This is a genomic window from Pseudomonas poae (genome assembly GCF_001439785.1).
Taxonomy (GTDB): domain Bacteria; phylum Pseudomonadota; class Gammaproteobacteria; order Pseudomonadales; family Pseudomonadaceae; genus Aquipseudomonas; species Aquipseudomonas poae.
This window is the reverse complement of record NZ_JYLI01000014.1, coordinates 105,465-128,749: the sequence shown is the minus strand read 5'-3', so window position 1 is coordinate 128,749 and position 23,285 is coordinate 105,465. Positions and strand designations below refer to the sequence as shown.

General features: G+C 63.7%; 10 protein-coding genes. 7 read left to right on the top strand and 3 right to left on the bottom strand.

All coding sequences use genetic code 11. From position 1 onward, the window contains the following. Position 1 precedes the first annotated feature (1 nt). From TU75_RS17595 to TU75_RS17585, 3 genes are all read left to right on the top strand, one after another. A complete protein-coding gene (locus tag TU75_RS17595; protein WP_060549649.1) occupies positions 2-12,892 on the top strand; it encodes a non-ribosomal peptide synthetase in 12,891 nt (4,296 codons plus the stop codon). A gap of 132 nt (positions 12,893-13,024) precedes the next feature. After that, positions 13,025-14,002 carry a carbohydrate binding domain-containing protein gene (locus tag TU75_RS17590; RefSeq protein ID WP_060549639.1) on the top strand — a complete coding sequence of 326 codons (978 nt, stop codon included), beginning with the start codon at positions 13,025-13,027 and terminating at the stop codon, positions 14,000-14,002. Positions 14,003-14,099: 97 nt separating this feature from the next. After that, complete coding sequence (locus TU75_RS17585) at positions 14,100-15,071, top strand: hypothetical protein (RefSeq protein WP_231981924.1); 972 nt, start codon at positions 14,100-14,102, stop codon at positions 15,069-15,071. Between the two features lie 53 nt (positions 15,072-15,124). On the opposite strand, the gene dsbG is transcribed toward TU75_RS17585, so the two are convergent. The 3 genes from dsbG to dsbD are packed head-to-tail and all read right to left on the bottom strand — an operon-like array spanning position 15,125 to position 18,428. Then, complete coding sequence (gene dsbG / locus TU75_RS17580; RefSeq protein WP_060549638.1) at positions 15,125-15,886, bottom strand: thiol:disulfide interchange protein DsbG; 762 nt, start codon at positions 15,884-15,886, stop codon at positions 15,125-15,127. Continuing rightward, positions 15,862-16,707, bottom strand: coding sequence for a TlpA disulfide reductase family protein (locus tag TU75_RS17575; RefSeq protein ID WP_003236810.1), 846 nt, complete (start codon positions 16,705-16,707; stop codon positions 15,862-15,864). Before TU75_RS17575 ends, dsbG begins: the two co-directional genes overlap by 25 nt. After that, positions 16,707-18,428, bottom strand: a complete 1,722-nt coding sequence (gene dsbD / locus TU75_RS17570; protein ID WP_060549637.1) for a protein-disulfide reductase DsbD — start codon at positions 18,426-18,428, stop codon at positions 16,707-16,709. The genes TU75_RS17575 and dsbD overlap by 1 nt, the downstream gene beginning before the upstream one ends. A gap of 178 nt (positions 18,429-18,606) precedes the next feature. On the opposite strand from dsbD, the gene TU75_RS17565 reads away from it, so the two are divergent. The 4 genes from TU75_RS17565 (at position 18,607) to TU75_RS17550 (ending at position 23,240) form a co-directional block, all read left to right on the top strand. After that, positions 18,607-19,302 carry a response regulator gene (locus TU75_RS17565; RefSeq protein WP_060549636.1) on the top strand — a complete coding sequence of 232 codons (696 nt, stop codon included), beginning with the start codon at positions 18,607-18,609 and terminating at the stop codon, positions 19,300-19,302. Next, complete coding sequence (locus TU75_RS17560; protein WP_003236803.1) at positions 19,299-20,621, top strand: ATP-binding protein; 1,323 nt, start codon at positions 19,299-19,301, stop codon at positions 20,619-20,621. The genes TU75_RS17565 and TU75_RS17560 overlap by 4 nt, the downstream gene beginning before the upstream one ends. A gap of 119 nt (positions 20,622-20,740) precedes the next feature. After that, positions 20,741-21,508, top strand: coding sequence for an N-acetylmuramoyl-L-alanine amidase (locus TU75_RS17555; RefSeq protein ID WP_060549635.1), 768 nt, complete (start codon positions 20,741-20,743; stop codon positions 21,506-21,508). 331 nt (positions 21,509-21,839) lie between these two features. Then, the gene (locus TU75_RS17550; protein ID WP_060549634.1) at positions 21,840-23,240 is read left to right on the top strand and encodes an aspartate aminotransferase family protein; all 1,401 of its coding nucleotides are present in this window, start codon (positions 21,840-21,842) and stop codon (positions 23,238-23,240) included. The last annotated feature ends 45 nt before the right edge of the window (positions 23,241-23,285 follow it).

Below are 23,285 nucleotides of genomic sequence, written 5' to 3'. Positions count from 1 at the left end.
CATGATGGACGCCTTCGAACTTCCCCGCACCCTGGTCCAGTCCCTTCAACGCCGTGCCGCGCAGACCCCGGAACAGGTCGCCCTGCGCTTCCTTGCCGAGTCGGCCGAGCACAACGTGGTGCTCAGTTACCGCGACCTCGACCTGCGCGCGCGCACCATTGCCGCGGCCCTGCAAGCCAGCGCCGCACAGGGTGACCGTGCGGTGTTGCTGTTCCCCAGCGGGCCGGACTATGTGGCGGCGTTCTTCGGCTGCCTGTACGCCGGGGTCATTGCGGTGCCGGCTTACCCGCCGGAGTCCACCAAACGCCATCATCAGGAGCGCCTGCTGTCGATCATCACAGATGCCGAACCGCGCCTGCTGCTGACCATCGCCAGCCTCGCCGAGGGCCTGGCACAGATTGAGAACGCGCCGCCGATCCTGAGCGTCGATACCGTGCAGGGTGTCGGCGAGTGGATCGCGCCCCAACTGCAGCCCGACGACATCGCGTTCCTGCAATACACCTCCGGCTCCACTGCGCTGCCCAAGGGCGTGCAGGTCAGCCACGGCAATCTGGTGGCCAACGAAGTGCTGATCCGCCGTGGCTTTGGCATTGATCTGAACCCGCATGACGTGATCGTCAGCTGGCTGCCGCTGTACCACGACATGGGCCTGATCGGCGGCCTGCTGCAACCGGTCTTCAGCGGCGTGCCTTGCGTGCTGATGTCGCCAGCCTACTTCCTTGGCCGGCCGTTGCGCTGGCTGGAAGCGATCAGCGAATACGGCGGCACTATCAGTGGCGGTCCGGATTTCGCCTACCGCCTGTGCAGCGAACGGGTCAGCGAGTCCGCACTGGAGCGCCTCGACCTGAGCCGGTGGCGCGTGGCCTATTCCGGTTCCGAACCGATCCGCCTCGATACCCTGGAACGCTTCGCCGAGAAGTTCGCCGTCTGCGGGTTCAGCGACAACAACTTTTTCGCCTCTTATGGCTTGGCCGAAGCGACCCTGTTTGTCGCCGGTGGGCGCCGTGGTCAGGGCATCCCGGCGCTGCGGGTGGATGACCAGGCGCTGGCCGCCAACCGTGCCGAGCCGGGGCAGGGCAGTGCGATCATGAGCTGCGGCACCGGTCAGCCCGACCATGCCGTACTGATCGTCGACCCGCATACCCTGAGCGAACTGGCGGACAACCACGTCGGCGAACTCTGGGCCAGTGGCCCAAGCATCGCCCACGGCTACTGGCGCAACCCTGAAGCCACCGCCAAAACGTTCGTGCAGCATGCCGGCCGCACCTGGTTGCGCACCGGGGACCTGGCCTTCATGCGCGACGGCGAGGTGTACATCACCGGTCGCTTGAAGGACCTGCTGATCGTGCGCGGCCACAACCTGTATCCCCAGGACATCGAACAGACCATCGAGCGCGAAGTGGAAGTGGTGCGCAAGGGGCGGGTCGCCGCGTTTGCGGTAAACGATGAGGGCCTGGAAGGCATCGGCATCGCCGCCGAAATCAGCCGCAGCGTGCAGAAAATCCTGCCGCCCGAAGCGCTGATCAAGGCTATCCGTCAGGCGGTGGCCGAGGCGTATCAACAGGCCCCGAGCGTGGTGGTGCTGCTCAATCCTGGCGCGCTGCCCAAAACCTCCAGTGGCAAGGTGCAGCGCTCAGCCTGCGCGCTTCGTCACGCCGATGGCAGCCTCGACAGCTACGCGCAGTTCCCCGGTTTGCCCGTGCAGACCCAGGATGCGGTGCTGGAATCCGAGCTGCAAAACCAGATCGCGGCGATCTGGTGCGAGCACTTGCACGTCAACCAAGTCGCTGCCGACGATCACTTCTTCCTGCTCGGCGGCAACTCCATCACCGCCACCCAGGTGGTCGCACGGCTGCGCGAAAGCCTGGGGTTGGAGCTGAACCTGCGCCTGCTGTTCGAAGCACCGACCCTGCAGGATTTTGCCGCCAGCGTTGCCCGTTTGCAGCAGGACGGCGGTGTCGCCCAGGGCGCGATTCAGGCCCTGTCGCGCCAGGCCGAACTGCCGCAATCCCTGGCACAGAATCGCCTGTGGATCACCTGGCAGCTGCAGCCCGACAGCAGTGCCTACACCATTCCCGGCGCGCTGCGCCTGCGCGGCGAGCTGGATGAAGACGCCGTGCGCGCAAGCTTCCAGTACCTGGTCCAGCGCCACGAAGCGCTGCGCACGCGCTTCTATGAGCGCGACGGCCAGGCCTTCCAGCGCATCGAGGCGAGCGGGGCGTTCGGGCTGCGCGTCATCGACCTCAGCGACCAGCCTGCCCATGAGCGTGACGCCCGCGCGCAGCAGATCCGCGAGGACGAAGCGCAGACCCGGTTCGATCTCGAAAAAGGCCCACTGTTGCAAGTGACCCTGGTGCGTCTGGACGATGAAGAGCACCAGTTGCTGGTGACCCTGCATCACATCATCGCCGACGGTTGGTCGCTGAATATCCTTATCGATGAATTCTCGCGCCTGTACGCCGCGGCCTCCCAGGGCCAGCCCCTGGAGCTGGCGCCGCTGGCGCTGCAGTACGCCGATTACGGCAGCTGGCAGCGCCAATGGTTGGCCGAAGGCGAAGGCCCGCGGCAACTGGCGTACTGGAAGGCCCGCCTTGGCGATGAGCATCCGGCCTTGAGCCTGGCCACCGACCACCCGCGCTCGGCCCATCACCGCCACACCGCCGCCCGCCACAGCGTGCGCCTGAGCGCCGACCTCTGCGAAGCGGTGCGCAAAGCGGCCCAGGCCCATGAGTCGACGCCGTTCATGCTGTTGCTCGCCGCGTTCCAGACCCTGCTCCATCGCTACACTGGCCAGCGCGATATCCGCATCGGCGTGCCTAACGCCAACCGCCCGCGCCAGGAAACCCAGGGGCTGGTCGGCTTCTTCATCAACACCCTGGTGTTGCGTGCCGAGCTGGACGGGCGCCAGCCATTCAATCAACTGCTGGCGGCAACGCGCCAGGCCGCACTCGGCGCCCAGGCCCATCAGGACCTGCCCTTCGAGCAACTGCTGGAAGCCTTCCCCCAGGCCCGCGAACTGGGCCTGTTCCAGGTCATGTTCAACCACCAGCAGCGCGACCTGAGTGCGTTGCGCCGCCTGCCCGGCCTGCTCGCCGATGAGCTGCCCTGGCACAGTCGCGAAGCCAAGTTCGACCTGCAACTGCACAGCGAAGAAGACCGTCATGGACGCCTGAGCCTGGCGTTCGACTACGCCGATGAGCTGTTCGATGGCGCAACCATCCAGCGTCTCGCCGAACACTACATTGCGCTGCTGCACGCCGCCTGCGCGCAGCCGCAACAGGCGATTGGCGACTTGCCGCTGATGCTTGAGGACGAGCAGCGCCAATGGAACACCACGCCGTGTGCGCCCGCCACCCAGTGGCTGCCCGAGTTGCTCAATCAGCACACCTCGCAGGCCACGGCGCTGGTGTGGGAGCACGGCAGCCTGAGCTTCGCCCAACTGCACACCCAGGCCAACCGCCTGGCCCATTACCTGCGCGACAAAGGCGTCGGCCCGGACGTTTGCGTGGCCATCGCCGCCGAGCGCTCGCCGCAGCTGCTGGTCGGCCTGCTGGCGATCATCAAGGCCGGCGGCGCCTATGTGCCGCTCGACCCGGATTACCCGGCCGAGCGCCTGGCCTACATGCTCGAGGACAGCGGCGTGCACCTGCTGCTCACCCAGACCTCACTGTTGGCGCAACTGCCCGGCGCTGAAGGGGTGTGCGTCATCGCCATGGACAGCCTGCACCTGGACAGCTGGCCCACCCAGCCGCCCGGCCTGCACCTGCACGGCGATAATCTCGCCTACGTGATCTACACCTCCGGCTCCACCGGCCAGCCCAAGGGCGTGGGCAACACCCATGCGGCCCTGGCCGAACGCTTGCAATGGATGCAGGCCACCTATCAGCTCGACGCCAACGACGTGCTGATGCAAAAGGCGCCGATCAGTTTCGACGTGTCGGTGTGGGAATGCTTCTGGCCATTGATCACCGGTTGCCGTCTGGTGCTGGCCGGGCCCGGTGAGCATCGCGATCCTCATCGCATTGCGCAGTTGGTGCAGGCGCATGGCGTGACCACGCTGCACTTCGTGCCGCCATTGTTGCAGTTGTTTATCGACGAACCGCTGGCGGCCGAGTGCACCAGCTTGCGTCGCCTGTTCTCGGGCGGCGAAGCCTTGCCCGCCGAGTTGCGCAACCGTGTGCTGGCGCAGTTGCCGGCGGTGCAGTTGCACAACCGCTATGGCCCGACGGAAACCGCGATCAACGTCACCCACTGGCAGTGCGCGGTGGTCGATGGCGAGCATTCGCCGATTGGCCGGCCGTTGGGCAACGTGATCTGCCGCGTGCTGGATGCGCAACTCAACCCGCTGCCGGCCGGTGTGCCGGGCGAGCTGTGCATCGGCGGCATCGGCCTGGCCCGGGGTTACCTGGGCCGGGCCGGGCTGACCGCCGAACGTTTTGTCGCCGACCCGCTGGGCGAGCCAGGCACGCGCCTGTACCGCACCGGTGACCGTGCGCGCTGGAGCATTCACGGCGTGCTCGAATACCTTGGCCGCCTGGATCAGCAAGTGAAGCTGCGCGGGTTCCGCGTGGAGCCGGAAGAAATCGAAGCGCGCCTGCTCGCCCAGGACGGCGTCGCCCAGGCCGTGGTGCTGGTGCGCGATGCGCAGTTGATCGGCTACTACACCGGCCATGCCGAGCTGGCCCCCCAGGCGCTGAAAGCCGCCCTGGCCGCCGAGCTGCCGGAATACATGGTGCCCGCCGTGCTGATGCGCCTGGACGCAATGCCGCTGAGCCCCAGCGGCAAACTCGACCGCCGCGCGTTGCCGGAACCGGTGTGGCACATCCGCGAACACGTCGAGCCGCAATCACCGCTGCAGCAGCAGATCGCCGCGATCTGGCGCGAAGTGCTCGGCTTGCCGCGTATCGGCCTGCACGACGACTTTTTTGCCCTCGGTGGCCACTCGTTGCTGGCCACGCAAATCATCTCGCGCACCCGTCAGGCCTGCGACGTCGAGCTGTCGTTGCGTACCTTGTTCGACGCCAGCGAACTGGGCGCGTTTGCAGCCCAAGTCGCGCTGATCCAGAACGCCGGCCAGCGCAATCAGCAAACCGCCATCGCCCGGGTCGACCGCAACCAGAAGGTGCCGCTGTCCTACTCCCAGCAACGCATGTGGTTCCTCTGGCAAATGGAACCCGACAGCCCGGCCTATAACGTCGGTGGCATGGCACGCTTGCGCGGCGTGCTGGACGTGGGCCGGTTCGAGGCGGCGTTGCAGGCCTTGATCATGCGCCACGAAACCCTGCGCACCACGTTCCCGAGCGTCGATGGCGTGGCGTATCAGCGGGTCGCGGCGCAAACCGGCCTGCGCATGGACTGGCAGGACTTCTCGGCGCTGAACGAGGCCGAGCGCCCGCAACGCATCCAGCAACTGGCCGACCACGAAGCCCACACCCCCTTCAACCTGGAAACCGGACCGTTACTGCGCGCGTGCCTGGTCAAGGCCGCCGAGCAGGACCATTACCTGGTGCTGACCCTGCACCACATCGTCACCGAAGGCTGGGCCATGGACATCTTTGCCCGTGAACTGAGCGCCCTGTACGAAGCCTTTATCGACGAGCGCGACTCGCCGCTGGCGCCGCTGCCTTTGCAATACCTGGATTACAGCGTGTGGCAACGCCAGTGGATGGAAGCCGGCGAGCGCCAGCGCCAGCTCGATTACTGGACCGCGCAACTTGGGCATGAGCACCCGTTGCTGGAACTGCCCGGTGACCGTCCACGGCCATCCGTGCAAAGCCACCGAGGCGAACTGTATCGCTTTGATCTGAGCGTTGATCTGGCGGCGCGCGTACGCGCGTTCAACGCCGAACGTGGCCTCACGCTGTTCATGACCATGACCGCGACACTGGCGGTGTTGCTCTACCGCTACAGCGGCCAGACCGACCTGCGCATCGGCGCGCCGGTGGCCAACCGCATTCGCCCGGAAAGCGAAGGGCTGATCGGCGCGTTCCTCAATACCCAGGTGCTGCGCTGCCGGCTCAACGGGCAGATGAGCGTCGGCGAGCTGTTCGAGCAGGTGCGCCACACGGTGATCGAGGGGCAGTCGCACCAGGATCTGCCGTTCGATCACCTGGTTGAAGCCTTGCAACCGCCGCGCAGTGCGGCGTACAACCCACTGTTCCAGGTGATGTGCAACGTGCAGCGCTGGGAGTTCCAGCAAAGCCGCCAACTGGCCGGCATGAGCGTCGAGTACCTGGCCAACGATGCGCGCGCCACCAAGTTCGACCTCAACCTGGAAGTCACCGACCTCGACCATCGCCTGGGTTGCTGCCTGACCTACAGCACCGACCTGTTCGATGAACCACGTATTGCACGCATGGCCGAGCATTGGCGCAACCTGCTGGAGGCGTTGATCGCCGATCCGCAGCAGCGCCTCAGCGAATTGCCGCTGCTTGCGGCGGCAGAGCAGCGTGCCTTGCAGGACAGCCTCGGGGTTGAAGCCGGTGAGTATCGCCTCGACCAGTGCATCCATTCGCTGTTCAGCCAGCAGGCGCTCAAGCGCGGTGACGCCCCCGCGCTGACCTTCGCCGGTGAAACCCTGACCTACGCCGAACTCGATGCACGCGCCAATCGCCTGGCCTGGGTGCTGCGCGAACGCGGTGTGGGTCCGCAGGTGCGGGTGGGCCTGGCGTTGCCGCGCTCACTGGAAATGGTCATCGGCTTGCTGGCGATCCTCAAGGCCGGCGGCGCCTACGTACCGCTGGACCCGGAGTACCCGCTGGACCGCCTGCACTACATGATCGAAGACAGCGGCATCGGCCTGTTGCTCAGCGATGCGGCGATGTTCGAGGCCCTCGGCCCGCTGCCGGCGACCGTGGCCTGCTGGTGCCTGGAAAATGACCTGCCGTCGCTGGCGAACTACCCCGCCAGCGAGGTGCCATTTGTCAGCCTGGCGCAACATCAGGCGTACCTGATCTACACCTCGGGCTCCACCGGTAAACCCAAGGGCGTGGTGGTGTCCCATGGTGAAATCGCCATGCATTGCCAGGCGGTGATCGAGCGTTTCGGCATGCGCCCGGACGACTGCGAGCTGCATTTTTATTCGATCAATTTCGACGCCGCCACCGAGCGTTTGCTGGTGCCGCTGCTCAGCGGTGCGCAGGTGGTATTGCGTGCCCAGGGGCAGTGGGATGCCGAGCAAATCTGCGCGCTGATCCGTACCCATCGCATCAATATTCTCGGTTTCACCCCAAGCTATGGCAGCCAGTTGGCGCAGTGGCTGGCCACCCAGCAGCAGACGTTACCGGTGCGCATGTGCATCACCGGTGGCGAAGCGCTGACCGGTGAACATCTGCAGCGCATTCGCGCAGCGTTCCAGCCGCAAGTGTTTTTCAATGCCTATGGCCCGACCGAAACCGTGGTGATGCCGCTCGCCAGCCTGGCCCCGGAGCAGCTGGACGAGGGTGCCGCCAGCGTACCGATCGGCAGCCTCATCGGCGCGCGCGTCGCCTATATTCTCGACGCCGACCTGGCGCTGGTGCCGCAGGGCGCAACCGGCGAGCTCTACGTTGGCGGCGCCGGTCTGGCCCTGGGGTATCACCAACGGCCGGGCATGACGGCGGAGCGTTTTGTCGCGGACCCGTTTGCCCGCGAGGGCGGTCGTCTGTACCGCACCGGCGACCTGGTGCGCCAGCGTGCCGACGGGCTGGTCGAGTACCTGGGCCGCATCGACCATCAGGTCAAGATTCGTGGCTTTCGCATCGAGCTGGGCGAGATCGAAACCCGTCTGCTCGAACACCCGGCCGTGCGCGAAGCGGTGGTGCTGGCGCTGGAGGCGCCGAGCGGTAAACAGCTGGTGGCGTACCTGGTCAGCGATGCGGAGCACGGCGCGTTGCGCGACGCGCTCAAAGCGCACCTCAAGGCGCAGCTACCGGACTACATGGTGCCTGCGCACCTGATCGTGCTCGACAGCATGCCGCTCACCGCCAACGGCAAACTTGACCGCCGCGCCTTGCCGCAGCCCGACCCCGAGGCGAATCGTCAACAGTACGTGGCGCCACGCACCGCACTGCAAAGCACCCTGGCCGCCATCTGGTGCGCGGTGTTGAACGTGCAGCAGGTTGGCCTCGACGACAACTTCTTTGAGCTGGGCGGCGATTCGATCCTGTCGATCCAGGTGGTCAGTCGCGCGCGTCAGGCCGGGATTCATTTCAGCCCGCGCGACCTGTTTCAGCACCAGACCGTGCAGACCCTGGCCGCCGTCGCCACGCGCGCCGAGCAGGTCATTGCCGAGCAAGGCGTGCTCACGGGTGCCTCGGCGCTCACGCCGATCCAGCACTGGTTCTTCGACAGCGACATCCCGGCGCGCGAGCACTGGAACCAGTCGTTGCTGCTCAAGCCGCTGCAACTGCTTGACCCTCATCGCCTGGAGCAGGCGTTGCTGGCGGTACTGGAGCATCACGATGCGCTGCGTCTGAGCTTCACCCGGCGCGATGCCCAGTGGCATGCCGAACACTTGGGCGTGCCACACGGGGGGGCGCTGATGCAGGCGCAGGTGAAGGACATGGCGCAGTGCGCAGCGCTGTTCACCGAGACCCAGCGCAGCCTCGACCTGCAACACGGCCCGTTGCTGCGCGCGTTGCTGATCGATGGCCCCGAGGGGCAGCAGCGATTGCTGATCGCGATCCATCACCTAGTGGTCGATGGCGTGTCGTGGCGCGTGTTGCTCGAAGACCTGCAGAACGTTTATCGCCAACTGAGCGACGGCCGCTCCGTCAGCCTGCCGGCCAAGACCAGTGCGCTGCGCGAATGGGCGGCACGCTTGCAGGCGTATGCCCATAGCGAATCCCTGCGTGAAGAGTTGAGTCTGTGGCAACGCCAGTTGGCCGGGCCCCGCGTGCTGTTGCCGGTGGCGCGGCCTCAGGGCGCGTTGCGTAACCGCGATGCCGAGACGGTCAGCGTGCGCCTGGATGCCGAGCGCACCCGCCACCTGTTGCAGCAGGCGCCGAGCGCTTACCGCACCCAAGTCAACGACCTGCTGCTGACCGCCCTGGCACGGGTGGTGTGCCGCTGGAGCGGCCACGACTCGGCAGTGATCCAACTGGAGGGCCATGGCCGCGAAGCGCTGTTCGATGACATCGACCTGACCCGCAGCGTCGGCTGGTTCACCAGTGCCTATCCAGTGCGCCTGACGCCAGCGGCTGCCCAGGGCGATTCGATCAAGGCGATCAAGGAGCAACTGCGCGGTGTGCCGCACAAAGGCCTGGGCTACGGCGTACTGCGTTATCTGGCCGACGACCTGTGCAAACAGACCCTGATGGCCCTGCCGGATGCGCCCATTACCTTCAACTACCTCGGCCAGTTCGACCAGAGCTTTGGCAGTGACGCGCTGTTCCATCCGCTGGATGAGCCGGCCGGGCTGGCGCATGACCCGGACGCGCCGCTGCCCAATGAGCTGAGCGTCGACAGCCAGGTGTACGGCGGCGAGTTGGTGCTGCGCTGGACCTTCAGCCGCGAGCGCCATACACCGCAGACCATTCGCGCGTTGGCCGAGGGGTATCTGGCCGAGCTGCAGGGCCTGATCGCCCATTGCCTGGAAGACGAGGCTGTTGGCCTCACGCCGTCCGACTTCCCCCTGGCGCACCTGAACCAGGCGCAGCTCGACAGCCTGCCGGTGGCCGCCAGCCGGATCGAAGACGTCTACCCGCTGACGCCGATGCAGGAAGGCCTGCTGCTGCACACCCTGCTCGAACCGGGCACCGGCCTGTATTACATGCAGGACCGCTACCGCATCAACAGCGTGCTCGACCCCGAGCGTTTCGCCCAGGCCTGGCAAGCGGTGATCGCGCGCCACGAGGCCCTGCGTGCGTCGTTCTGCTGGAACGTCGGCGAAGACATGCTGCAAGTGATCCACAAACCCGGCAGCGCGCCGATCGAGTACCTGGACTGGAGCCGCGATCCCGAGGACGAGCAAGAGCCGCGCCTGCAAGCGTTGCTCAAGCAGGAGCGCGAAACCGGGTTCGATCTGCTCAACCAGGCGCCGTTCCACCTGCGCCTGATTCGCGTGGGCCAAGCGCGCTACTGGTTCATGATGAGCAACCACCACATCCTCATCGATGCCTGGTGCCGTTCGCTGTTGATGAACGACTTCTTCGAGATCTATCTCGCCCTGGGCGAAGGCCGCGCAGCGCAACTGGCCACGCCGCCACGTTATCGCGACTACATCGCCTGGCTGCAACGCCAGAACCTTAACGAAGCGCGCCAGTGGTGGCAGCGCAATCTGCAGGGGTTTGAACGCACCACGCCGATCCCCAGCGACCGGCCATTCCTGCGCGAACATGCAGGCCACAGCGGCGGCATGCTGGTGGGCGACTGCTACACCCGGCTGGATGCCTGCGACGGCGCGCAACTGCGCGAACTGGCCCAGGCCCATCAACTCACCGTCAATACCTTTGCCCAGGCGGCATGGGCGCTGGTATTGCGGCGTTTGAGCGGCGAGCGTGACGTGCTGTTCGGCGTCACCGTGGCCGGCCGCCCGGTGGACATGCCCGAGATGCAACGCACCGTTGGTCTGTTCATCAACAGCATCGCGCTGCGCGTGAAACTGCCCGAGGACGATCAGCCTTGCAGCGTGCGCCAGTGGTTGAACGGCCTGCTCGACAGCAACATGCAACTGCGCGAGTACGAATACCTGCCGCTGGTGACGATCCAGGAACACAGCGAACTGCCCAAGGGCCAGCCGCTGTTCGATAGCCTGTTCGTGTTCGAAAACGCCCCGGTGGACACCTCGGTGCTGGACCATGCGCAAAGCCTGAACGCCACCTCGGATTCCGGTCGCACCCACACCAACTTCCCGCTGACGGCGGTGTGCTATCCGGGCGATGACCTCGGTTTGCACCTGTCCTACGACCAGCGCTACTTCGATGAAACCACCGTGCAAGGCATGCTCGGCGAGTTCAAGCGTCTGCTGCTGGCGCTGATGCAGGGCTTTCATGGCGACATGGCCGACCTGCCGCTGATCGGCGATCAGGAGCGTGCGTTCCTGGTGGAAGGCTGTAACCAGAGTGCACAGCATTACCCGCTGGCGCGCAGCTATGTCGAATTGTTCGAAGAGCAGGTGGCGCAGCATCCGCAGCGCATTGCTGCCAGTTGCCTGGACCAGCGATGGACCTATGAGCAACTGAACCGTCGCAGCAACGGCCTGGGCCATGCGTTGATCAGCGCGGGTGTGGGCCTAGACCAGCCGGTGGCATTGCTGGCCGAGCGCAACCTCGACCTGCTGGGCATGATCATCGGCAGCTTCAAGGCCGGTGCCGGTTACCTGCCGCTCGACCCGGGCCTGCCCGCCCAGCGGCTGAGCCGCATCATTGAGTTGAGCCGCACGCCGTTGCTGGTGTGCAGCGAGGCGTGTCGCGAACAGGCCATCGAGTTACTCGAAGGCACCCAGTGCCAGTTGCTGGTGTGGGAAGAGGTGCCGGCCCGTGGCGAGAATCCTGGCATCTACAGCGCGGCGGACAATCTCGCCTACGTGATCTACACCTCGGGCTCCACCGGCCTGCCCAAAGGCGTGATGGTCGAACAGCGCGGCATGCTCAATAACCAGTTGAGCAAGGTGCCGTACCTGGAGCTATCGCCGGCAGACGTCATCGCGCAGACCGCTTCGCAGAGCTTCGATATTTCCGTGTGGCAATTTCTCGCGGCGCCGTTGTTCGGTGCGCGGGTGGATATCGTGCCGAATGCCATCGCCCATGACCCCCAGGGCTTGCTCGAACATGTGCAGGCGCAAGGCATTACCGTGCTGGAGAGCGTGCCGTCGCTGATCCAGGGCATGCTCGCCCACGACCGCATCAGCCTGGACGGGCTGCGCTGGATGCTGCCGACGGGTGAAGCGATGCCGCCGGAGCTGGCGCATCAATGGCTGCAACGCTATCCGCAGATTGGCCTGGTGAATGCCTACGGCCCTGCGGAATGCTCGGACGACGTGGCGTTCTTCCGCGTCGACCTGGCCTCGACTCGCGGCACGTACCTGCCGATTGGCACACCGACCGACAACAACCGTTTGTACCTGTTGGACGGTGCGCTGGACCTGGTGCCGCAAGGCGCGGTGGGTGAGTTGTGTGTTGCCGGCACCGGTGTCGGCCGTGGCTATGTCGGCGATCCGCTGCGCACCGCCCCGGTGTTTGTGCCCAACCCCTTTGGCGCGCCGGGCGAGCGTCTCTACCGCACCGGCGATCTGGCGCGCCAGCGCAGTGACGGGGTGCTGGAGTACGTCGGGCGCATCGACCATCAAGTGAAAATTCGCGGTTACCGCATCGAGCTGGGTGAGATCCAAGCGCGTCTGCACGAACAACCCGAAGTGCGCGACGCGGCGGTGGGCGTGCAAGAGGGCGTCAATGGCAAACACCTGGTGGGCTACCTGGTGGCCGCCGACGCGGCGCTTGACCCTGACGAGCGCCTGGACCGCATCAAGCAACGCCTGCGCGCTGAACTGCCGGAATACATGGTGCCGCTGCACTGGCTATGGCTTGATCGCCTGCCACTCAACGCCAACGGCAAGCTCGACCGCAACGCCTTGCCGGAACTGGAAATCGGCCAATTGCACCGTCAGGATTACCTGGCACCGCGCAACGAACTGGAAATCACGCTGGCTGCGATCTGGGCCCAGGTGCTGAAAGTCGAACGGGTAGGGGTGCGGGACAACTTCTTTGAATTGGGCGGCCACTCGTTGCTCGCCACACAGATCGCCTCGCGGGTGCAGAAAACCCTGCAACGCGATGTGCCGCTGCGGGCGATGTTCGAGTGCAGCACGGTGGCAGAGCTGGCGGAGTATATCGAGGGGTTGGTGGGCAACGAGATCAGCGTGGAGAAGGTGGATCGGTTGAGTGATTTGATGGCCGAGTTGGAGGGGCTTTAACGGGGGGCGGCCTTGCCGGCCGCTTGCCTGATGTACCTGTCAACTATGACAGTAGACAGCTTCTGGCGCTCGGACAGTAAATAGACCTTGTTTTAAGGATGACGACTATTTAGCCGGACCTGGAGGCTTACAGTGACTAATAAACAGTTAACGTCGAAAAGTGGCATCAAATGTGATCAGAAACCAGCGCAGCTGAATAGTCCTGAAATCACCAAAGTCATGACGATCAGAAGTACCGTGACCCGAGTTTGTGAAGTGATCACCGACCTTCACTTCAGTGTCCCGGTAGCGTTGTCGAGACCGGAAGTGCCCGAGGCCGTTGATGACGTGTTGACGTTGCGTGGCGATGAAGGGAGCGTCGCTGTCGTTGTGAAAAAATGGGACTTCCTGAAAGCAGGCCAGTCTGGGTGGCTTGAGGTCACAGGCCTCCTGGAAGATGGCACTGCCCATACTGTCAAGTTGATGGAAGGTGAGCCGCTTACGGACAGTGATGAAAAAGAGGGGGTTTCACGTCCACTTCTGCGTAAAGAGCTGAATAAATTTCCTAACAAGGCCGAGTTGACTGTTGTATTCAGAACCACGGTGGATGCCTGTTGTGAAGACGGGCCGGTGATTACGTTTCCGGAGTCGAAATACACGCTCCGCAAGTATTACCGAGACCTGACGGATTTCAATGACCGGACATTTGGACGGTGGGAAAGAGGCCCGGGGGCTCCGGACCCACGGGATCTCACTTTTGAATCATTGGGCGTAGCAAGCGATGGTAACGAGCAGTACTCCGTTAAAAACTTCACCCATACAGGTAAAAATCTCGGGGTGATTTTGCATCGGGAATTTGATGATTTGGAAAGCGGCACAACATATGCCTTTTCCGCGCGTGTTCGCCGGTATAACACTTCTGATCCAACGCCAAAGCTGTCGCTGAAAGCAGACAACGTAGCCATCACCAGTATAGAAGTGCTTACTGATCCCAATACGTGGGTGACGCTCGCTGGCACCTTTGTGGCGAGCAGCAATTTCGCGCTGCTGGTTCTCCATAGCCATGAGCGTGATCCCGGTATAGCGGGTAATGACTACCTTATTGATTACCTGCTCGTCGAGGAAGTTTAACGGAGGTCGCAAATAGAGTGCGCGCACCAAGCGAGCACTCCTTTTAACGACCTCGTCTTGTGGCAGGTGACTATTTGGCGGGTGCCGGAGGCTTATCGTGACTCAACAATTAACGTCGAAAAGTGCAGTTCAATGCGGTCATGCACCGCTGGAGTTAGACCGTCCTGAAATCACCAGAACGGTGACCACCAGAAGTACCGTGACCCGGGTCTGTGAAGTATTTACCGATCTAAACCTCAGGGTGCCCTCGACGTTGTCGACACCTGAAGTCTTCGAGGCCGTAGAAGGTGTATTGGACCTGTGCAAACTGACGGGTGACGCCACTGCCAAGGTAAAACAATGGAGTTTTATGGCGGCGGGGCAGAAGGGCTGGCTGGAATGCAAGGGCACCTTGAAAAATGGCTCTCCCTACACCATCACCTTGATGGCGGATGAGCCGATCACGGCGGACGACGTAGAAAAAGGGCTGTCGCGCGTTATCCCACGCACCGAGTTGGCGAAGTTGGCTGACAATAGCCAGTTGGTCGTCGTATTCAAGACCTCAGTGGATGCGTGTTGTGAAGAGGGGCCGGTGGTGGTTTTTCCTGAGTTGACGCTTATGGTCAAACTGCATCTGATAGAAATCGAGGAGCGATTTGAAGCGCAGACCCTAAGCACGTTTCCCGCCAAGGGCGTTGTGGATACACCGACGATGACGATTACCTTTGAGCACGGTGAAGAGACTGCAGGCATTGTTCAGTTTCATAAGGACCTCTCACTGGCGTCGGGTAACCACTACGGGATGGCGCTGGGTATGCACGAACTGCCCTCACCGCAAATCCATCGCTTCGTGTTTAAACATGCGTTGGTTTATTTGAAGTACGCATGGACATCCAAGCAACTGCTGGGCGCAGTAACTTATTTTGATGAGGATAATAATCTGCTTCAGCGCCTGGTGTATCCCGCAGATGACTTTGTAGGTATATGGCTTGAATATATTCCACCCCTTGGCAAAACGGTTTCTTCAATGGTAGTGGAAGTTCGCGATTGGTCGTTTTTTGATAACTTCACGATGCGCTATTACGGGTGACGATGAACTGATGCTAAAGGGTCGTTCCCTCGTACGGGGAACGACCGAATGCCTTATTTTGGCCCCAGTATCTTCACCAGCTTATCCGGCGAAGGTGCGCCTTGTTGTTGCTGCAGGCCGCCCTTGTCGTCCAGGTAGAAAATCGCTGGCGTCGCCGACAACTCCAGCGCTTGCATCAACTTCATGTTCCCATCGAGCTTGGCTTCGATAGCTGCCGGGATCTTGTCCAGCGGCTGCAACTTGCTGCCCTTGCCGGCGGCTTCGTGTTCTTCCAGGGCCTTTTGCGGGTCTTTGGCGGCAAACAGCGCGGCGGACTTGGCGGCGCTGTCCTCGCGGATGATGCCGACCATGATGTGGCGCAACTGCACTTTGCCGGCCTTCACCCAAGGACGCGCCTGCTCCCAGAACATGTTGCAGTAGGGGCAGTTGGGGTCGCTGAACAGGTAGACGATGCGTGGCGCGTTTGTGTCGCCGTCCTGTATCCAGCTGCTTTTTTCCATTTTGGCCCAGACTTCCTTGGCCATCGGCGCATACACCAGTTTTTCCAGGGGGGCGCTGCTCAGGTCGTTGCCCTGGGCGTCGTACAGGTTGCCGGCGATCACGCTCTTGCCGTCGGCTGTCAGGTACAGCGCCATGCCACGGTTCTGGTATTGCGCGGCATAGCCGGTGAGGCCGCTGGGGGCGTCGAATGTGCCGAGGATTTTGGCGCCCTTGGCTTCGATCTGCTTGATCGGTGCCGGCCAGTCCTCGGCCTGGGCCAGGGCGGCGGCGAGCGTCAACGGCAACAGGGTCAGCAGGTGGCGGAGGCTTGGCATGTGGGTTTCCTTTGTGGGGCGGTGTCGAAGGGTTCCAGGGCGCGGGCCAGGCTGGCCTGGGACAGTTCGCCGAGGTGGCTGTTGATCAGGCGTCCGTCGGCCTGGTAGAACAAGGTGGTCGGCAAGGCCATGGAGCCCACGGCCTGCCCGAGGCTGCCGCCAGCGTCGAACAGCACGTTGTCGAGGGTCAGGCCCTGAGTGGCGAGGTAGGTGCTGACGCTCTGCATGCTTTCGGCCTGGTTGACGAACAGGAATGTCACGTCGGGTCGTTGGTGTTGCGCGCGTTCCAGCACCGGCATTTCGCGGCGGCACGGCGGGCACCAGGTGGCCCACAGGTTGATCACCAGGGGGCCGCCCTTGTAATCGGCAAGTTGCACCTCCTGGCCATCGGCAGTGCGCAGGGTGATTGACGGCAGTTGCGAGCCCTTGTCGTAGAGGTTCAGCGACAGGCTGGTGATGCCCCAGAACAGCAGACCGGTGATGACGCCCGCGCTCAGCGGCTTGCGCAGGGGCGGGCGGCGCCAGCCGTACGCCAGAGCGGCGAGCACCAGCGCGATAATGCCGGGCCAGGCGAGAAAGCCGCCGTCGCGCAGGTCAATCACCTGCAGCCAGTCGTTGCGATAGTCACTCCAGTACATCAGCACGAAGCTCACCCGCGCCACGAACATGCCCAGCAGGAACAGGCTGAACAGCACAGACTCGGGGTTCTCACCGCCACGCTTGGCCACGCGCCAGCCCACCAGCGTGGCGAGAATCAGCGCGCTGATCAGCAGAATGTGATTCAGCGCGATGGCAAACGTGCCAATGGTCAGGGTCAGCATCAGCGGGCGTCCCGGGTCTGAGTCCAGCGTTGCAGGAAGGTGTCTGCATCCACCTCGCCGGTGATGCGTTGGGCGCGGCGCTCCTCACCGTCTGGGCCGATCCAGACGAAGCTGGGTGGCCCCGGCACTTTGTAGCGCCCGAGCAGTTCGCGGCTGGCGACGTTGTCGGCGGTGACGTCCAGGCGCAGCAGGCGCACGTCCTTGAGGGCTTGCATCACCTGCGGGTTACCGAATACCTGTTTTTCCATGATCTTGCACGACACGCACCAATCGGCGTAGTAGTCCACTAGCACCCACTGACCCTGAGCCTTGGCGCTGTCGAGCTGATCTTGCAGGGCCGCAGGGTCGTTGATCGTGGTGAAGGCGTCATGTGCGTCAGCGGTGGCGATACGCGAGCCGCTGTAGACCTTCAACGGCTGCCACAGCTCATCGCTGCCACCGGCTGCGCCCACCACCAGCACCGCGCCCCACAGGCCCAGCACCAGTGAACCGGCGCCAAATACCTTGGCGGCCAGGCCGTATTCACGGGCCAGGCCCCAGCCGCAGTACGCCATGACCAACGCCAGTGCGCCCCACAGGCCTAGCCACAGGCTGTCGCCAACCACCGGACGAATCATCAGCACGGCCGTGCCGAGGAACAGGAAACCGAAAACGCCCTTGAGCACATTCATCCAGGTGCCCGGCTTGGGCAGGAAGCGGTTGCCCACGGTCACCAGCAGCAACAGTGGTACGCCGATGCCGATGCCCATGGCGAACAGGATCAGACCACCGTGCAGCGCATTGCCGCTCTGGGCGATATACAGCAGCGCGCCGGCCAGCGGTGCGGTCATGCAGGGGCCCACCAGCAGGCCGGACAAGGCGCCGAGGATGCCTGCGCCCAGCAGGCTGCCGCCGCTTTGCTGGCGGCTGACGTTGTCCAGGCGGTCGCGCAGGAAGGTCGGCAGTTGCAGTTCGAAGAAGCCGAACATCGGCAGGGCGAGGACCACAAACAGAGCGGCGAAGCTACCGAGAATCCACGGGGTTTGCAGCAGCGCGGCGAGGTTGGCGCCGGCCAGGGCGGCCAGCACGCCCAGCGCGGCATACACCAGCGCCATGCACACTACGTAGCTGCCGGCCAGGGCCAGGCCGCGACGCGGGCTGGCGCCACTGCCCACCACCAGACCGGCGAGAATCGGTAGCATCGGCAATGAACACGGGGCAAATGCCAGCAGCAAACCCAGGCCGAAGAACACCAGCAAACTCCAGCCCAGGCTGCGCTGTTGCAGGCCGCTGGCCAGGTTCTGGTCCTGTGCCTGGGCGGTGGCGGCGGCCGGGCTGCCACCCAGGTCGACGGTGATCGATTGCGGCGGGTAGCACAGGCCCGCATCGGCGCAGCCCTGCCAGCCCAGCTTGAGCTGGCCGGTGGCACCGGCGGGGATCTTCACTTCCAGGCCCTGGCGATACACCTCCTGCTCGCCGAAGAACTCGTCGCTATGGGCCTCGCCCTTGGGCAGCGTTGGCTTTTCGGCCAGGCCCTCGAACTTCATGCGTTGCTGGTACAGGTAATAACCGTCGGCAATCTGCCAATACAGCTGCATCTCGCCACTTTCAAGACGTTCGGAGGTAAAGGTGAACGCTTTGCCCACCGGAAGAAAATCGGGTTTGGTGTCGAAAGGGTTGCCAGGCGCGGCCTGGGCGAATCCCGCGAGCATTACCAATAGAAAGGTAAACAGATGCCGCATGCTTCAAACCTTAATCCAGTACAAGTTGAGGCACACAATGTGTGGCGTTGATTAACCGATGATTAACCGGGCGCTATTCTAGAGTGTACGGATCAGCGGGTGTTGCGAACATTGGCGGCATAATGCGCGCTTAATCCCTGCATTCTCTAATCACGCCATCTTTCATGAAGGGTTCAGCATGCACGTACTGGTCTGTGAAGACGATGAACTGATCGCCAGCGGCATCGTGGCCGGCCTCACCGCCCAGGGCTTCACCGTGGAGCGCGTGGCGAGCGCCGGCGCGGCACGGGCGATGCTCAAGGCGGCGGCGTTCGACATCATGGTGCTCGACCTCGGCCTGCCCGACGAAGACGGCCTCAAGCTGCTGCAGCAACAGCGCAGCCAGGGCCTGGAAATCCCGGTGCTGATCCTCACCGCGCGGGATTCGGTAACCAACCGTGTCGACGGCCTGCAAGCCGGTGCCGACGACTACCTGCTCAAACCCTTCGACCTGCGCGAACTCGCCGCCCGCCTGCAAACCCTGCTGCGCCGGGTGGCGGGACGCAGCGTCAACCTGATCGAGCACGGCCGTCTGGCCTACGATCCCAGCAGCCGTGAGACCTTCCTCGGTGGCCAGCCGGTGGATCTGTCGCGTCGTGAGCAGGCGTTGTTGCAGGCTCTGCTGCACAACAAGGGCCGAGTACTCTCCAGCGAACAACTCAAGGACAGCGTCTACGGCTTCAGCGACGAACTGGAAAGCAACGCGCTCAATGTGCATATCCACCACCTGCGGCGCAAATTGGGCAATGGCATCGTCGAGACCGTACGCGGCCTCGGTTATCGCCTCGGCGCTGCCGATGAGGGTCGCCCTGATGAGGGAGAGAAGGCTTCGTGAAAAGCCTGCGCCTGCGCCTGACGTTCAAGCTGGGGGCCGCTTTCGTGCTGATCTGGGCGCTGGCGGCGACCTGGATGCTCAACGACCTGCGCAACCAGATGATGTTTTCCCTCGACCAGCGCCTGGTCGCGTCGGCGCGCATGGTGGCGGGGCTGATCGAACAGATGCCCGGGCTGGCCAGCGCCACCGGCGGTGCGCGTTTCAGCGACGAACACCTGCACGTGCCCGGTGGCATGGCCTGTCAGGTCAGCTCCTTGCGCGGGGAAGTCCTCGCGCGCAGCCACACCACCCCCGACGAAGGCCTGGAGTCGCACCAGAGCGGCTTTCGTGACCAGGTGATAGACGGCGTGGCCTGGCGCAGCTTTACCCTCAGCCGCGGCGACCTGTTGATCACCACCGCCGATCGCCATGCCGAACGCGAAGCCTTGAATACCTCGATTTTGCTGGCCGCCTCGGTGCCGGTAGGGGTGGCGATGCTGGGGTGCCTGTGCCTGTTGTGGCTGGGCATCGGTCAGAGCCTGCTGCCGCTCAATCGCATGCGCGATGCCTTGAAACGACGCAGTGCCGACTCCCTCGAACCGCTGCAGATTCATCCGCTGCCCAGCGAACTCAAACCGCTGCTCGACACACAGAACCAACTGTTGCAGCGCATTGCCAAGACCATCGAGCGCGAGCGCCGGCTCACCGGCGACGCCGCCCACGAGCTGCGCAGCCCGCTGACGGCGATCAAGACCCATCTGCAGGTGGCCCGCATGACTGACGGCGCGGCCCGCGACCAGTCGCTGGCCCATGCCGAGGCGGGTGCCGACCGCCTGCACCGCACCCTCGAGCAATTGCTGCTGCTGGCGCGGGTGGAGGGCAGCCTGTCGTTTGACGATGGCGTGCAGTCCAGTGCCGAAGACGTCGCCAGGCTGGCGATCCAGGATGCGAATGCCGGTGACAACAGTCGCATCGACCTGATCCTGCCGGACAACCTCTCGGCCGCACCGGTGGAAATGCCGGTGGGCCTGGCGGTCGCCGCGCTGCGCAACCTGCTCGACAATGCCCTGCGCCATACCCCGGCTGATACCCGTGTGGAACTCAGCGTGCTGACCGCCGCCGACCGCGTGATCTTCCGCGTGCGCGACCATGGCAAGCAGATCTCCAGCGAAGACCTGCAATACCTGACCCAGCGCTTCTGGCGCAATGGCAACAGCGAAGGCTGTGGCCTGGGCTTGGCAATCGTGCAGGCCATCGTGCAGCGTTGTTCCTGCTCATTGACATTCGACAGCCAGCCGGATGGTTTGCGCGTCGAACTGGGCATGCCGCTACGGCGCTGATTCTTTTCAGGTGCCAGATAGTTACCGCCATCCTGAGGTGCAAGTCTTCAGGATGGCGGTAATTTTTTTGTGCTTGAACGGGCTGAACGATTCGGCCTGTATTGAAAAGGACGGTTCTTATGTTGGTTATTGACAGCAGTTTTCCCGCTATGGGTTTCAACCAGCGCAACGGCGAGCAAGTACAGCAGGTGATCCTGCACTACACCGCCGCGCCGTTTGCATCCTCGTTGCGCACCCTTACCCGGGATGGGGTGAGTGCACACTACCTGTTGCCCGACCCGCATGAACCTGGCTATCGCGCTGCCGGGTATGACGAGCTGCGCGTGTTTCGTCTGGTGAAGGAAGACCAGCGTGCGTGGCATGCCGGGGTGAGTCAGTGGGGTGGGCGGGACAACCTCAACAGTCGTTCGATTGGCGTGGAGATCGTCAACCAGGCGCGTGATGACAAGGGCGTGTTCACATTTCCTGCCTATGCCCCGCAGCAGGTCGATGTATTGATTGCGTTGCTGCGCGATGTGCTTGGGCGGTACCCGCACGTGGGGCCGACCGACATTCTCGGGCATTCGGATGTGGCGTACTGGCGCAAGAGTGACCCGGGGCCGCAACTGCCGTGGCGGTGTCTGTTCGAGGCGGGGGTGGGGGCCTGGTTTGATGAGACGACCCGGATGATGTATCAGCGACGCTTTAGCCTGGGGTTGCCGCCGGAGGTCGAGGTGGAGCGGGCGTTTCAGCGGTATGGGTATAAGGCGGCGTCGAATCGGCGGACGTTTGAGCTTCGCACGCGAGCGTTTCAGATGCATTTTCGAAGGCGCGATTATGGTGGGGTTTTAGATGCCGAGACGTGTGCGATTTTGTATGCCCTGAATGAGAAATATCGGGGCCTTTGATTGGCCCTGGCGCAGCCCCGGATTATCTGCCCAACGCTGTACAACATGTGGGAGCAAGCCCCCTCCCACATTTTGATCTCCATTTGTCTGATGCGCGCACACCGAGCCTGAGCGAGGTGCCGAGTGGTGGGCAAGAGCCTTTGGTTACTGTGGGCTGGGCTGGCATTCCGGCTCTTTTCCAACGTGACCCGTTGTAAGGGCAAAACCGCCAGCCGCCGTTACCTGAATAACGGACAAGCACCCAACTAACCGACCACCTTCCCTAAATCCCCCCCACCCTCAAGCGTCTCCAGATGCAAGCAACCAAACAGCGTATTGAGGGATTCGAAAGATGTCAGTCGCTACCAGCCGTATCGAAACCACCCCGGCGCACACCGCCGAAACGCTCTACCAGTTCGACGAAACGCCACTGCTGGCCCGCCAGCGCCAGCAGGAATCCAACGCCCGCAGCTACCCCCGGCGCATCCCCCTGGCGCTCAAGCGGGCCAAGGGCATCTATGTGGAAGACGTCGAGGGCCGCAGCTTCATCGATTGCCTGGCTGGCGCCGGTACGCTGGCGTTGGGGCATAACCACCCGGTGGTGATCGAGGCGATCCAGCAGGTGCTGGCCGATGAGTTGCCATTGCACACCCTGGACCTCACCACGCCGGTCAAGGATCAGTTCGTGCAGGACCTGTTCGGCCTGTTGCCGCCCGAGCTGGCGCGGGAAGCGAAAATCCAGTTTTGCGGCCCCACCGGCACCGATGCGGTGGAAGCGGCGTTGAAGTTGGTGCGCACCGCCACCGGGCGCAGCACGGTGCTGTCATTCCAGGGCGGTTACCACGGCATGAGCCAGGGCGCGCTGAGCCTGATGGGCAGCCTGGGGCCGAAAAAACCCTTGGGTGCATTGCTCGGCAATGGCGTGCAATTTCTGCCTTATCCCTATGACTATCGTTGCCCGTTCGGACTGGGCGGCGCGCAGGGGGTGCAGGTCAACCTGCATTACCTGGAAAACCTGCTCAGCGATCCCGAAGCCGGGGTGCTGTTACCGGCGGCAGTGATTGTCGAAGTGGTGCAGGGCGAAGGCGGCGTGATTCCGGCCGATCTCGACTGGCTGCGTGGCCTGCGCCGCATCACTCAGCAGGCGGGTGTCGCGTTGATTGTCGATGAAATCCAGAGCGGTTTTGGCCGCACCGGCAAGATGTTCGCCTTTGAGCACGCAGGCATCATCCCCGACGTGGTGGTGCTGTCCAAGGCCATCGGCGGCAGCCTGCCGCTGGCGGTGGTGGTGTATCGCGACTGGCTCGACACTTGGCTGCCGGGTGCCCATGCCGGTACGTTTCGCGGCAATCAGATGGCCATGGCGGCGGGGTCGGCGGTGATGCGCTACCTCAAGGAACACGACCTGCCGGCCCACGCGACGGCCATGGGCGAGCGCCTCGGCGAACACCTGCGCATCCTGCAGCGTGATTACCCGCATCTGGGCGATATTCGCGGTCGCGGGCTGATGCTGGGGGTGGAATTGGTCGACCCGCACGGTGCGCTCGATAGCCAGGGTCACCCGCCGGTGCATCGCCAGTTGGCGCCGCTGGTGCAGCGCGAATGCCTCAAGCGCGGGCTGATCCTGGAGCTGGGCGGGCGCCATGGCAGCGTGGTGCGCTTTCTGCCGCCGCTGGTGATCACCGCCGCCGAAATCGACCGCGTAGCCGACATCTTCGGCCGTGCCCTGGCAGCAGCCGTCGCCGGCCTCTAATTTTTCCCGTGCGCGGTACGTTTCTACAGATATCAGCGCTGCGCG

Bases quoted from the DNA above. Each gene is read 5' to 3' on its own strand.
- TU75_RS17595 (WP_060549649.1), top strand. From the start codon at position 2: ATGATGGACGCCTTCGAACTTCCCCGCACCCTGGTCCAGTCCCTTCAA.
- dsbG (WP_060549638.1), bottom strand. From the start codon at position 15,886: ATGCCAAGCCTCCGCCACCTGCTGACCCTGTTGCCGTTGACGCTCGCC.
- TU75_RS17575 (WP_003236810.1), bottom strand. From the start codon at position 16,707: ATGCTGACCCTGACCATTGGCACGTTTGCCATCGCGCTGAATCACATT.
- dsbD (WP_060549637.1), bottom strand. From the start codon at position 18,428: ATGCGGCATCTGTTTACCTTTCTATTGGTAATGCTCGCGGGATTCGCC.
- TU75_RS17565 (WP_060549636.1), top strand. From the start codon at position 18,607: ATGCACGTACTGGTCTGTGAAGACGATGAACTGATCGCCAGCGGCATC.
- TU75_RS17555 (WP_060549635.1), top strand. From the start codon at position 20,741: ATGTTGGTTATTGACAGCAGTTTTCCCGCTATGGGTTTCAACCAGCGC.
- TU75_RS17550 (WP_060549634.1), top strand. From the start codon at position 21,840: ATGTCAGTCGCTACCAGCCGTATCGAAACCACCCCGGCGCACACCGCC.